The following is a 12624-nucleotide window of genomic DNA, read 5'->3' as shown; positions in this document are numbered from 1 at the left end:
ATGAGGCCCGGCGGAAGCCGGACCTCTGAAAGGTCATTCCTGTTCATATCGAAACGGCAGGCCACAGGCGTAGCAGGAATCCCGATTGCCCTTCTGGTGGCGGCCACACCGGGGGCAGGCGATGACCTCCTCCGTCCGGGCGGGGAACACGGCGGGGGCGTCCGGCGGACGCTTGGGGGGCGCTGCTTGAGCATCCGCTGCCGGGGCGGCAGGCTCCGGGGCGGGCGTTGGTTCCAAAGCCTGCTCCAGTTCGGCCATCCGTTGGCGTAGAGAGGACAGCTCCTGCTTCAGATGGTCGGACTCGTACTGCTCCTGCATCCGATCTGGTAGAAGAATCAGAATAAGCAAGCAAATGAGCCTGCCAAAAAAGCCCAGCAGGATACACAATGCAGTGGAATACCCTTTTTGGCGGCCCACAATGGCACACATAGCGGCAAACAGCAGGCCGATCAAAAAGGAGATGAGCATTGCAGAGGACACGGACAGCAGATGATACATACAGCTCCCTCCTTTTGCCCCATCATAGCACAGAAAAAACGACTTGAACAGACCTGTTTTCAGAGAAAACGGGCAGTTAGCCTCTGCTAATGTTCAAAAAACTCTGTACAACTGTTCCGCGTGGTGGTATAATCTTCATCTAATGGAAACATCCCGGTCAGGAGGCGCATACCATGAAAGAAGAGATGCGGACATTTGGATACCTCTGCCCCCAGTGCGGCAAAACCGTCATGGGGACCCGATCTGTCTTTGCGCTGGAGGCATCCAACGCCGAGGTGGAGTGCGCCTGCGGCAAGTCTGCCCTGAAGGTGGAGTTCGACGGGACAGAGTACCACATCTACGTCCCCTGCGGCATCTGCGGGGAGACCCATGAGGCCCACTGCCCGCCGGAGCGGGTGCTCCGGGGCGCCACCGCCCTGGGCTGCGCCAAGACGCGGCAATTCTGCTGCTTTATCGGCCCGGAGGGGACGGTGGAGAAAAACCTGCGGGATCTGGCGGTGCTGGCGGAGAAGGAGCACCAGCAGCAGGAGGACGGCGAAGAGGCATTTGTGGACAACGTCATCATGTACGAGATCCTGTCTGAGCTGAAGGATATCGCCGCCCGGCCGGATGGAATCACCTGCGCCTGCGGCAGCGGACGGTACGGTATGGAGATCCGCCGCAGCGCCGTGGATCTCATCTGCCGGGACTGCGGGGCCAAGCTTCGGATCCCGGCCGCCACGGACCGGGACTTGGACGATCTCTGCTGCCACATGAAGCTGGTGATCCCCGGAAAGCGGAACTGATCCGCTCCACCGGTCCGGCCATGGGACGGAAAAGCGCACCCTGGCCCAAAACCACGCCGCCGCAGGGCGGCTTTTTCCTGGCCGGAGATGCCCGGCCGGACATAGACACCGGGGCCGCGGCCCCATGGAAAGGAAGGAACCTGCTTTGATCTCACTGCTGGCGCGGCTGTTTATCAAACCGGACCCGGCCCGGGAAGAGCCGGAGACCCGCAGGGCCTACGGCGTCCTCTGCGGGATTGTGGGCATCTGCCTGAACGTGCTGCTGTTCGCCGGAAAGTTTCTGGCGGGCACCCTCTCCGGGTCCATCGCCATCACGGCGGACGCCTTCAACAACCTGTCGGACGCCGGGTCCTCCTTCGTGACACTGGTGGGGTTTCAGCTGGCGGGGCAGAAGCCGGACTCCGAACACCCCTTCGGCCACGGGCGGATGGAGTACGTCTCCGGCCTGGCGGTATCGGTCCTGATCCTGCTGATGGGCCTGGAGCTGGGGAAGACGTCCATTGAGAAGATCCTGCATCCGGAACCGGTGGACTCCAGCCCGCTGATCTTTGCGATCCTCTGCGCGTCCATTCTGGTGAAGCTGTATATGTTCCTCTACAACCGGCGGCTGGGGAAGAAGCTGGCCTCTCCCGCCATGGAGGCCACCGCCATGGACTCCCTCAGCGACAGTGTGGCCACCGCCGCGGTGCTGATCGCCACGCTGGTGGGCCGTTTCACGGGCCTGGAGATCGACGGCTGGTGCGGCGTGCTGGTGGCGGCCTTTATTCTCTGGTCCGGCATCAATGCGGTGCGGGACACGCTGGACCCCCTGCTGGGCACGCCGCCCACCCATGAGTTCGTCCAGCGCATCCGGGATCTGGTGATGGCCCACAGCACCATTCTAGGCATCCACGATCTGATCGTCCACGACTACGGCCCCGGCCGGGTGATGATCTCCCTCCACGCGGAGGTGCCCGCCAACGAGGACGTGCTGGCCCTCCACGATGAGATCGACAACGTGGAGAAGGAGCTGCGGGAGAAGCTGGGTTGCGACGCAGTGATCCACATGGACCCGGTGGTGACGGACGACGGCGTCACCGAGGAGACCCGGCGGCGGGTCCAGACCCTGATCCACTGCATCGACGACGCCATCGACATCCACGATTTCCGCATGGTAGCGGGACCCACCCATACGAACCTGATCTTCGACGCGGTGGTGCCCTTCGGCTTCCGCCTCACGGACCAGGAGGTGGAGCAGAAAATCCGCAGCGCCGTGCGGGCGCTGGACGGCAATTACTACGCCGTGGTGAACGTGGAGCGGTCCTATACGTAAGAGAAAGCAGAGCGGCGGGCGCTATGCGCCCCCCGCTCTGCTGCGCCGATCAGGCTGGATTCGTGCCGAATTCCATATTGGCGTAAATGCGCTCCATGCGGCTGTCTGGGAAATGCTCGTCAAAAAACACATCCACGGCGGAGACGGGGGTCTCTCCGCGGACCCGCTCGGACCAGCGGTCCACTGCCAGCAGGCTCATGGCGCAGTCGAAGACCATGAAAATGGTGAGGACCCAGGTGAGGACCTTGCCGAACCGGTTGGGGATCTTCAAAATCACCTGAGCGACCCGGGGATAGAGGCTTTTGATCCACAGGACGCCCAGAATGCCCCAGAACAAAGAGTAGAGCAGGCAGATCCGGCCGTCGAGGTTGAAGGGCATCCGACTGTAATCCCAGGAAGTGGAGCCGAAGAGAGTCTCCTGCCCCCAGGAGAGCAGGTACTCAATGACACTGCCCACCACGGCTCCGCCGAAAAAGGAGATGGAGGAGCTGCGGTTGCGATAGCGGTACAGGGCCAGGGTCATCACCACCGCGCCGATACCGTAGACAGGGTTGAAGGGACCGTAAACCAGGCCGGAGCGGCTTTCGATATACCCGTTGCGGAAGAGGCACCACAGGATCTCCACCACCACGCCCGCAAAGCTGCCGGCGATGCAGATCAAAGCGACCTTGTAAAAGTTGACGCCGGAGGCAAAGCTATCCGCCTGCTCCTCCTCCAGGTCGATAACGGAGTTGGCGGGGGCACGGCGGAAGAGGCCCTTGCGCTGGGAGCTCTCCTGCCCCTCCCGCAGGCGGGTGGTGAGCTCGTCGGCCTTGTCGGAGGCCCACTGATGGGCCTGACGCAGGCAGGAGGAGGCATCCTCCAGCATCTCCACCTCCCGGGTCACGTCGCTGCGCAGGGCGGCTTGCTCCTCCGGAGAGAGGCTTTGCTGGTCGGCCAGCTGTTCGTAATACTCCTCATACTGAACTTCCAGCGCCTTTTCCGCACGCAGGACGTCCTGACTGCAATCCAATAGATCCTTTGTCTGCATAAAAACCTCCTGTCGAAATTTGCCGTTGTGGGATATAGTAGCACACGGAGGGCGTGAAGGCAAGTGCCGCTCCGTTGTGCAGGGGCTGCAGGAGTACAAGAAAAAATCCCGCCACATTGCTGTGGCGGGATTTTTGAAAGTGCAATCGAAGAATCAACGCTTGGAGAACTGGGGAGCGCGACGGGCGGCCTTGAGGCCGTACTTCTTACGCTCCTTCATACGAGGATCGCGGGTCAGGAAACCGGCCTTCTTCAGGATGGGACGGTTGTCCTCGCTGGCCAGCAGCAGGGCGCGGGCGATACCGTGCCGCAGGGCGCCGGCCTGGCCGGACACGCCGCCGCCGGTGACAGTGGCCACAACATCCATCTTGCCGGTGTTGCCGGTGGCCTCCAGAGGCTGACGGACCAGCATCTTCAGGGTGTCCAGACCGAAATACTCATCAATGCTCCGGCCGTTGACGGTGATGGAGCCGGTGCCGTTGGGGAACAGATGGACGCGGGCCACAGAGGACTTCCGGCGACCAGTGCCATACAGATAGGGCTTCTTGGACTGATACATACTTCAAACTCCTCCTTATTCCGCGTCCAGAGCGACGGGCTTCTGAGCCTGCTGCTCGTAGTTGGCGTCCGCATAGATGTGCAGCCGCTTCAGGGATTCCTTGCCGATGGTGTTCTTGGGCAGCATACCGCGGACAGCCACCTTCATGGCCAGCTCGGGCTGCTCCTGCATCAGGATGCGGTAGGGGGTCTCCTTCAGGCCGCCGATCCAGCCGGAGTGGGTACGGTACATCTTCTGGGTGCCCTTCTTGCCGGTCAGCACAGCCTTGCCGGCGTTGATGATGATGACATAGTCACCGCAGTCGGCGTTGGGGGTGAAAGTGGGCTTGGTCTTGCCGCGCAGCAGGTCGGCAGCCCGGACAGCGGTCTTGCCCAGGGGCTTGCCCGCGGCGTCCAGGATGTACCACTTACGCTCAATGTTGGCCTTGTTTGCCATAAAAGTGGACATGGTGTTTCCTCCGTATATTGAAATTCTTTGCTTTGCTTTACAAATCAAGAGCTCCGGGTTACAATCGGAGCAAGGATATTTATACCACGGCGGCGGGGGAATGTCAACGGGGATTTCATTTAACCGGGATAAATCTCTGAATTTCTCTTGATACCTCTTATTATCTCCTGATTTCTCATATCTTATTTTGGTTTTTCGGAGGAGGACCCTATGCGCCGAAACGCCTGGGGGCGCTGGATCTTCTGCGCAGCCGGCCTTATGCGGATTCTCTGCGCCGTTGTATATACCTCCATGATCTATGGCAGAAGCCCTGGGGAGATCGCTCGCTATCTCTGCTGGGAGATGGCGGACCGGGGCACCGGCCCCATCCGACTGCCGGCGGTGGGGGACGATGGGCCGGACCGCTTCGCCATGTTTTTGGGCGAGAGAAAACCGGACGAGCGTTACATCGTCCGGTTCCCGCAGAATGTCGATGGGGACTATGAAGCGTATGGGCATCCGGTGTGGATGTACGGCCCGTACCCGGTGCGGGGCGTATACACCCAGCCCATGAGGGCTATTCCGGCCACCGGGAAGCCTGTTACGTCATCGGGAATGAATCGGAAAAACTGACGGAGGTCCGGCTGCGGGTGGACGCAGGCCTGGACGAATCCGTCTCCATCCCCGCCCCGCCGTCCCTGACCATCTGGCGGTTTGCAGGCAGGGATATGGGCTGGCACCTGAAGGACTGGTATTTTGATGCCCGAGGTGAAGAACGGTCCTGGCGTCTGAAAACAATTATGTAATGCTACAAAACCCACTGGACCAACAGTAGCAGCACAAATCCCGGCAGGCCCAGGACGGCGATCACCAGGGCATTCCACAGGTTCAGCCCCAGGGCGATGCCGGTGAGGCCCGCCGTCAGCCGTACGGCCCCCAGGGCTAGAAACCCCAGCAGGGTGTTCAGCAGCAGCTTCAATGCCAGGCGGAAAGGGGAGCTGAACACCCGGATCAGGGCGACGAGAAAGAAGCCCGCCAGGATGGCGGCGATGATCTTCTGACTCAGGTCCATGTGGACGCCCCCTCCAGCCCGGCGGCGGCCGCCGCCTCGGGACTCCGCTCCTTGATGGCGCGGATCAGATAGTTGCACCGGGCCTTCACGGCGCTGATCTGGTAGACGCAGGACTCCACCAGCTCCGGGTCCAGGGCCTGGTCGAACTGGCGATAGGCCTGGGCCAGGTCCCCCTGGGCCTCCAGCAGCTCGGCCTTTAGGGTCAGCAGCTCCGGGTCGGGGCGGGCGGCTTTCTTGGCAAAAACAGGTTTCATGGCAGTGTCCCTCCTATCCATATTCTTACGGGGAGTTTGGACAAATATGCCAGCTTTCATACAAGGAGGCAGGAAGAACATGCCAACAGAACAGGAGAACTTCATGGCCCAGGCTCTGGCGCTGGCGGCGGAGGCCGCGGCGGCGGGGGAGGTGCCCGTGGGCTGCGTTATCGTCCGGGACGGGGAAATCGTGGGCCGGGGCCGCAACCGGCGGGAGGAGAAGCAGGCCACCGCCTCCCATGCGGAGATGGAGGCCATTGCCCAGGCCAACGAGCACCTCGGCACCTGGCGGCTGGATGACTGCGAACTGTACGTGACGCTGGAGCCCTGCCCCATGTGCGCTGGGGCTATCCTGAATGCCCGTATCCGCCGGGTTTGGTACGGCGCCCGGGACGAGGCCTTCGGTGCCTGCGGCGGCGTGACCAACCTGTTTATGGAGAGCTTCCCCAACCGGCCCGCCCTGGTGGGCGGCATTCTGGGAGAGGACTGCCGCCGGGTGCTGGCGGATTTTTTTGCCGGGCTCCGGGGCGGAGAAAAAAATCGACCCTCAGATTTGATTTAAGACTTTTGTAACAATTGATGCTGGTTTGCTTAACAACTCTCTAGTATCTTAATACTTGCAAGAGACAAAACTTCTTTTCATCCAATCTTCCAAAAAATAGGGAAACGGACCAGCCGAAAGGCTGGTCCGTTTCTCGATTTCCCCGGTATTTGTGAACAAACGGAAAATCCCCGCGGCGGGCACTCCCGGCCGCGGGGATTTTGTGATAAACTGTCAGGTATTGTCCCAGGGCGCGGCCAGTACCGCCGTCCGCTGGAGCAGGAAGCCGAAAAGCGTCACGGCGCCGCCCAGGTAGAACAGCAGCCGGGCCGGATCCGGCCGATCCGCCAGAGTGGCCAGGCAGAAGGCGATGGCCAGCGCCGCATAGACGGCGAAGCGGCGGGTCCGCCCCGCCCGGAAGGCGAAGGAGGACAGCCGGTAGAAGGCCAGAGCCAGGAACACCACCGCCAGCAGCTCCGTGTAGTAATCTGTGAGGGACGGGTCTACGGACACCACCCGGTAGGTCAGCACCAGCCGCACCACCAGGCAGCAGACGGGCACCAGCAGCAGAGGACTCTGAAAGGGCTTGCGCGCCCCGCCCTCCGGCCGGATGCGGCAGGCAGGCACAGCGGGAAGCAGGCTGGCCGCCGAGAGAAGAGACAGCAGACCCACCACCAGATGCTCCCTGCCGGAGAAGAGCTGACTGCCCTGGGCGGTCACAAAAACGGTCACCGTCTCTCCGCTGCCGGTGAGGGCGCTGGCGCCGGAGAAGCCGAAGAGCAGGTCCAGAACGCCGGAGGCTGCCAGCAGGAAGAGCCCCATCACCGCCGGAGTGAGCAGCCCGGGGGAAGCCACGGAGAAGCCTGTGGGAAAGAGGGGTGGGTCCTCTCGGTCCGCAGGCAGAAGGGGCCGGGCCACCAGCAGGCAGACTGCCGCCAGAACCACGAACCAGGCCACCAGCAGGATGGCGTACAGATTGCCGGGGATGGGGAGGCCTGTGTCCACCTCGAACCCAGTGCTGCGCTGAAGCAGCCGCAGCAGGAATGCCCCCACACCGCCAATGGCGGCCAGCAGGGGCCAGAGCACGTATTTCTTCATAGGAGCCGATCTCCTTATCATGACAGATTTTCAAAAGCCAGTATACCACGGGAAAGGCTGTTTGTCCATGCCGGCCTCATTTTCCGCCCTCCGGGCGCATACAGTGAAGGGACAGGCCCGCAGACGGGGAACAAAAGAGGAGGAATTTCCATGAGACGCCATTCTGATCTGCACCAGAGCGCCGCCATCTCCGCGGTGCTGCTGGTGCTGCTGTTTGCCCTGCCCCTGGCGGTGGTAGTGCCCTTTCAGACAGAGCTTTTCTCCGATGATCCCACCGCTGTGGAGTCGGAGCGGGAGCCTTTTCAGCCAGGGGACCTAGACGGAGAGATGGTGCTGAAGGTCCTGGCGGGGGACGCGGTGGAGGAGATGACCCTGGGAGAGTATCTGGTGGGGGTGGTCCGGGCGGAGATGCCGGCCTCCTTTGAGCCGGAGGCTCTGAAGGCCCAGGCAGTGGCAGCCCGGACGTACACCCTGTACAAGATGCAGACCGGCGGCAACCACGGCGACACCGCGGACATCTGCACGGACTCCACCTGCTGCCAGGCGTATATCTCGGAGGAAAACGCCCGGAACAACTGGGGCGAGAACGCGGACGCCTATGAGGAAAAGATCGAGACCGCCGTCCGGGAGACCGACGGAGAGACCATCCTGTACGGCGGCGTGCCCATCCTGGCGGTGTTCCACTCCTGCTCCGCCGGGCAGACCCGCTCCTCCGGCCAGGTGTGGGTCAGCGACCTGCCCTATCTCCAGGCGGTGTCTTCGCCGGAGCCTGCGGACAGCATCCCCAACTATTACAGCCGTGTGGAATTCACGGCGGAGGAGTTCCGGGAGAAGGTCCTGGCCTCCTATCCGGAGGCGGACCTGTCCGGCGACATCAGCGGCTGGCTGCAAAACGCCGTGACGGACACCGCCGGCAGCGTGGAGTCGGTGGACGTGGGCGGCGTGAGCATGAAGGGCAGCACTTTACGGAGCGTCCTGGGGCTGCGGTCCGCCTGCTTCGAGTGGGAGGCGGCGGACGGCAAGCTGGTGTTCTTCGTCACTGGCTACGGCCACGGCGTGGGTATGAGCCAGTACGGCGCCAACCAGATGGCCAAGGAGGGAGCGGACCACCGGACGATCCTCACCCACTATTATACCGGCGTCACCGTGGAGCCCTATACTACTGCCGCCATGGGGTGACTCTTTACAAAAAAGCCGGAAATGTGGTAAAATACAATCTTCCAGGGGAGCTTCTGCGGAAGGGAGGACATGATGAGACGAAAGCTCGCGGCACTGCTGCTGTGCCTGCTGCTGGTGTTCCAGCTGTCGCCGGTCCCGTCGGGGGCGGCGGAGACGGTGTATTTCACCGCAGTCAACAAAAACGTGCTGACGCTGTCGGACGACACCATGCCCTTCTGGTCCGGCGGCTATCTGTATGTGCCCAGCACTATCTTCACCGGCGTGGGCCGGGATCTGGGCGTGTCCTACTACCCCAATATTGCCCGGCAGACCGTGTTGCTGTATGTGGACAAGACGGTATACAGCTCCCTGGTATTTGACCTGAACAAGGACTATGCCATCGACAACGAGGGCAACCTGTATTTCCAGAAGCCCATCCAGCGGGGTGGCGTGATCTTCCTGCCCATCTCTCTGATCGCCCGGTGCTTCGGCCTGCTCTACTCCACCGTGGAGGTGGACCGGGGCTATCTGGTTTGGGTGCGCAATCCGGATATGGATATGGAGGAGCGGTACTTTGCCGACGCCGCCAAGTCCCGGATGGACTACGAGTACAACCAGTACCTGCGGAACCAGAGTGCGGAAGAGGACATCGCGCCGGAGGAAACGGAGCCCTCCACCGTCACCGGGCAGCGGATTTATCTCTGCGTGGAGGCCGCGGACCCGGAGCGGGTGAAGTCCCTGCTGGACATTCTGGACCGCTATGACGCCCACGCGGCCTTCTACTGTACGGAGGCGTTCCTGCGGGAAGGCGGCGACCTGCTGCGGCGAATGACCGCCACAGGGCAGGCCATCGGGCTGGCGGTGGACGCCGCGGCGGACCGCCCGGTGACGGAACAGCTGGAGACGGGGAACCGCCTGCTCTCCCAGGCCGCCAGCGTCAAGACCCGGCTGGCTTGGATTGAAAACGCCGGGGAGGAGTCTGTCTCCGCGGCGGAGGCGGCGGGCTTCTGCCCGCTGGACCCGGATCTGGACCGGGCGGCGTATCCCCTCAGCAGCACCGGCGCCGCCGACACGCTGCTCCAGCGGGTGACCAGCCGGGGCGGCGAGGTCACTGTCTGGCTGGGCGACAGCGCCAACGCCGCAGGGCTTGGGACGTTCCTGTCTGCGGCGGAGGCGGCGGACGACCGCTGTCTGGCCATGACGGAGACGGTGTCCTGACCTGCCAAGATTTACAAAATATTCAACATACCGCCCCGGGAGCGGATATAATAGAGGATATCAAGAATCGGCTGTGTCTGTGAACAGGCGGACGCCGCGGGCGGCAGAACCAGCGAAGAGAGACATATCGAAATGGGAGGGAGCGCCATGGGCCGCAACATCCTGGTCGTGGAAGACGACCGCAATATCTGTGATTTGATCCACATGTACCTGGTGAAGGAGGGGTTCGACGTCCGCATCGCCGGAGACGGCGGCAAGGCCATTGAGGAGTTTCAGAAGCAGGTTCCGGACCTGATCCTGCTGGACATCATGCTGCCGGTGATGGACGGCTGGTCGGTGTGCGCCAAAATCCGGGAGACCAGCAAGGTGCCCATCATCATGCTGACGGCCAAGGGCGAGGTGTTCGACCGCATCCAGGGCCTGGAGATGGGGGCGGACGACTATGTGGTGAAGCCCTTTGAGATGAAGGAGCTCATCGCCCGGATCAATGCAGTCCTGCGGCGGACGGAGATCCCCAACGACACCAGCAAACGGCTGACGTTCGACAAGCTGGTGATTGACCTGGACTCCTACGAGCTGATCGTGGACGGGAAGAAAATCGACACGCCCCCCAAGGAGCTGGAGCTGCTGTATCATTTGGCCTCCACCCCCAACCGGGTGTACACCCGGAACCAGCTGCTGGATGAGGTGTGGGGCTTTGACTACTTCGGCGACAGCCGGACAGTGGATGTCCACATCAAGCGGCTGCGGGAGAAGATCGAAAACGTCAGCAGCCAGTGGGCGCTGAAAACGGTGTGGGGCGTGGGGTACAAGTTCGAGCTGGCAGGCGCCCCCGGGGCAAAGGAGAGCTGACAAAACCGCCTGAAAAGACCTTTGCCTTTTCAGGCGGAAAACCGGGCAGGGAGGTCTCATGAAGGTACGGATCGCGCGTATTGCAAAACGGATGCACAACAAGTTCAGGGGCCTGTACTGGCGGCAGATGTTCGTCACCGTCGGCATGGTGCTCCTGACGCTGTTTTTGCTGGGAGTTTCGTTTTTCTCCCTGAGCTACAACTACGCCCGGGGCCAGGAGAACGGGGAGCTGGCCGCCCAGGCCCAGGTGGTGGGGCAGCTCTCCGCCAGCTATCTGGAAAACGGGCGGTACCTGGACATGGAGGAGCTGCAGCACGAGGAGGACTTCCAGCGTCTGGCCTCCTTCGCTGCCACGGTGTCCGAGGTGGACTTCCTGATCTGCGACGTGGAGGGCCACGTGCTGCTGTCCACGGATGCGTCTCTCAGCGGGCTGGTGGTGACTATGCCGGAGGAGATGACCGCAGAGGTGCTGGAGGAGGGCATCAGCTCCAGGCGCACGGACGTGGACGGCCTGTACTCCAACAAGCGGTTCGTGGTGGGCGTTCCGGCCATAAGCGAGGATACCCCCGACCCCGTCGGCATGGTCTATGCCGTGTCCTCCACCACCTCGCTGGACACCATGTGGTCCGGCTTCATCGGGCTGTTCTTCATGACGGCGTTCGTGGTGCTGATGATCTCCTTTATGGCGTCCTCCATCACCACCATGCGGCAGATCCAGCCCATCCGGGAGATGGCCAAGGCCACCCGCCGCTATGCGGAGGGGGACTTCGACATCCGCATGAACGACTACGGCCGGGATGACGAGTTGGGAGAGCTGGCGGCCTCCTTCAACAACATGGCGGAGAACCTGCAGCAGACGGAGCGCCAGCGGCGGGAGTTCATCACCAACATCTCCCATGAGCTGAAGACGCCCATGACCACCATCGCCGGCTATACAGACGGCATTCTGGACGGCACCATCCCGCCGGAGAACGAGCGGCAGTATCTCCAGATCATCTCCGACGAGAGCCGCCGCCTGAGCCGGCTGGTGCGGCGGATGCTGGACGTCAGCCAGCTGCAGGCCATCGACCCCCTGCGGGAGGGAAAGCACTTCGACATCTGCGAGAGTATGCGCCGGGTGCTGATCTCCATGGAGCGGAAGATCACAGACCGGAATCTGGATGTGGAGGCGGATATCCCCGAGGAGCCCATTCTGGTGCTGGGGGACAAGGACATGATTACGCAGGTGATTTACAACCTGCTGGAAAATGCCACCAAGTTCGCACGGGAGGGCTCCACTCTCTATCTGGGCGTCACCACCATCGACGGCAAGGCCCGGGTGACGGTGCGGAACGAGGGGGACACCATCCCGGCAGAGGAGCTGCCGCTGCTGTTCGAGCGGTTCCACAAAAGCGACAAGTCCCGCAGCGAGGACAAGGATGGTTACGGCCTGGGGCTGTACATCGTCAAGACGATTTTAGAGCAGCATAAGGAAAAGATCAGTGTGACCAGCGAGGACGGCGTGACCGCGTTCTCCTTCTCACTGGCCACAGAGTGAGGCGTGCATGGAGGAAGAAAAGCAGTTGGCCGGAGAGGACCGTCTCTCCGGAGAGATCGTAGAGGTATACAGACAGCCGCTGCCCGGGGAGGTGGTGGAGCGGTACAGCCGCCCCCTGCCGGGACGGCCTGCCGCGCCCGGGCAGCCCCGCCGGCGGCGCAGGACCGGGCTGTGGATTTTCCTGGCCTGCCTGGCGGTGGTGCTGGGCGTGGCGGCGGGCTCCTGGATTTGGTATCTGCTGCCGGCCGGCAGCAGTGCCGATCCCTTTGAGTACCGTTACGACCA

Annotated in this window: 17 protein-coding genes; 10 read left to right on the top strand and 7 right to left on the bottom strand. The window is 62.3% G+C overall.

Annotation, left to right across the window (positions count from 1 at the left end; all coding sequences use genetic code 11):
- Positions 1-33: 33 nt before the first annotated feature.
- Positions 34-498 carry a hypothetical protein gene (locus QVE23_RS00500; protein ID WP_287967412.1) on the bottom strand — a complete coding sequence of 155 codons (465 nt, stop codon included), beginning with the start codon at positions 496-498 and terminating at the stop codon, positions 34-36.
- 173 nt (positions 499-671) lie between these two features.
- On the opposite strand from QVE23_RS00500, the gene QVE23_RS00495 reads away from it, so the two are divergent.
- Positions 672-1283 (top strand): hypothetical protein, encoded by a 612-nt coding sequence (locus tag QVE23_RS00495; RefSeq protein ID WP_021748477.1) that lies wholly within the window; start codon positions 672-674, stop codon positions 1281-1283.
- Positions 1284-1428: 145 nt separating this feature from the next.
- A complete protein-coding gene (locus QVE23_RS00490) occupies positions 1429-2595 on the top strand; it encodes a cation diffusion facilitator family transporter (RefSeq protein WP_174232990.1) in 1167 nt (388 codons plus the stop codon).
- Between the two features lie 49 nt (positions 2596-2644).
- Here QVE23_RS00490 and QVE23_RS00485 read toward each other — a convergent pair whose 3' ends face one another.
- The 3 genes from QVE23_RS00485 to rplM form a co-directional block, all read right to left on the bottom strand.
- Positions 2645-3625 (bottom strand): putative ABC transporter permease, encoded by a 981-nt coding sequence (locus tag QVE23_RS00485; RefSeq protein ID WP_025544950.1) that lies wholly within the window; start codon positions 3623-3625, stop codon positions 2645-2647.
- A 153-nt stretch (positions 3626-3778) separates the two neighbouring features.
- Complete coding sequence (gene rpsI / locus QVE23_RS00480) at positions 3779-4183, bottom strand: 30S ribosomal protein S9 (protein WP_021749304.1); 405 nt, start codon at positions 4181-4183, stop codon at positions 3779-3781.
- Positions 4184-4198: 15 nt separating this feature from the next.
- Complete coding sequence (gene rplM, locus QVE23_RS00475) at positions 4199-4630, bottom strand: 50S ribosomal protein L13 (RefSeq protein WP_036630356.1); 432 nt, start codon at positions 4628-4630, stop codon at positions 4199-4201.
- 210 nt (positions 4631-4840) lie between these two features.
- On the opposite strand from rplM, the gene QVE23_RS00470 reads away from it, so the two are divergent.
- Positions 4841-5242 (top strand): hypothetical protein, encoded by a 402-nt coding sequence (locus QVE23_RS00470; protein ID WP_287967411.1) that lies wholly within the window; start codon positions 4841-4843, stop codon positions 5240-5242.
- A gap of 17 nt (positions 5243-5259) precedes the next feature.
- On the top strand, positions 5260-5415 hold the full coding sequence (locus QVE23_RS00465; protein WP_155979360.1) for a hypothetical protein: 156 nt from the start codon (positions 5260-5262) through the stop codon (positions 5413-5415).
- Positions 5416-5417: 2 nt separating this feature from the next.
- On the opposite strand, the gene QVE23_RS00460 is transcribed toward QVE23_RS00465, so the two are convergent.
- Together QVE23_RS00460 and QVE23_RS00455 are read right to left on the bottom strand one after the other, a co-directional pair.
- Positions 5418-5681 (bottom strand): pro-sigmaK processing inhibitor BofA family protein, encoded by a 264-nt coding sequence (locus QVE23_RS00460; RefSeq protein ID WP_021749301.1) that lies wholly within the window; start codon positions 5679-5681, stop codon positions 5418-5420.
- A complete protein-coding gene (locus QVE23_RS00455) occupies positions 5672-5935 on the bottom strand; it encodes a DUF2508 family protein (RefSeq protein WP_025544947.1) in 264 nt (87 codons plus the stop codon). Before QVE23_RS00455 ends, QVE23_RS00460 begins: the two co-directional genes overlap by 10 nt.
- Positions 5936-6014: 79 nt before the next feature.
- Here QVE23_RS00455 and QVE23_RS00450 point away from each other — a divergent pair, with 79 nt between their 5' ends.
- Positions 6015-6497, top strand: a complete 483-nt coding sequence (locus QVE23_RS00450; protein WP_136891460.1) for a nucleoside deaminase — start codon at positions 6015-6017, stop codon at positions 6495-6497.
- Between the two features lie 213 nt (positions 6498-6710).
- Here the strand turns inward: QVE23_RS00450 and QVE23_RS00445 are convergent, their stop codons facing one another.
- The gene (locus QVE23_RS00445) at positions 6711-7574 is read right to left on the bottom strand and encodes a hypothetical protein (RefSeq protein WP_287967410.1); all 864 of its coding nucleotides are present in this window, start codon (positions 7572-7574) and stop codon (positions 6711-6713) included.
- Between the two features lie 150 nt (positions 7575-7724).
- Between QVE23_RS00445 and spoIID the strand changes: the two genes are divergently transcribed.
- The 5 genes from spoIID to QVE23_RS10975 form a co-directional block, all read left to right on the top strand.
- Positions 7725-8753, top strand: coding sequence for a stage II sporulation protein D (spoIID, locus tag QVE23_RS00440; RefSeq protein WP_287967409.1), 1029 nt, complete (start codon positions 7725-7727; stop codon positions 8751-8753).
- Between the two features lie 72 nt (positions 8754-8825).
- Positions 8826-9950, top strand: coding sequence for a polysaccharide deacetylase family protein (locus tag QVE23_RS00435; RefSeq protein ID WP_287967408.1), 1125 nt, complete (start codon positions 8826-8828; stop codon positions 9948-9950).
- A gap of 147 nt (positions 9951-10097) precedes the next feature.
- A complete protein-coding gene (locus QVE23_RS00430; protein WP_025545561.1) occupies positions 10098-10802 on the top strand; it encodes a response regulator transcription factor in 705 nt (234 codons plus the stop codon).
- A 58-nt stretch (positions 10803-10860) separates the two neighbouring features.
- Positions 10861-12339, top strand: a complete 1479-nt coding sequence (locus tag QVE23_RS00425) for a sensor histidine kinase (RefSeq protein WP_021749292.1) — start codon at positions 10861-10863, stop codon at positions 12337-12339.
- A 7-nt stretch (positions 12340-12346) separates the two neighbouring features.
- Positions 12347-12624, top strand: a 278-nt coding sequence (locus QVE23_RS10975; protein ID WP_502919047.1) for a hypothetical protein, incomplete at its 3' end; no start/stop codon positions are given.

The organism is Oscillibacter sp. KLE 1728 (assembly GCF_934833455.1).
GTDB lineage: Bacteria > Bacillota > Clostridia > Oscillospirales > Oscillospiraceae > Oscillibacter > Oscillibacter welbionis.
The sequence above is the reverse complement of the archived record's forward strand: the minus strand, read 5'-3'. Positions and strand labels throughout refer to the sequence as shown.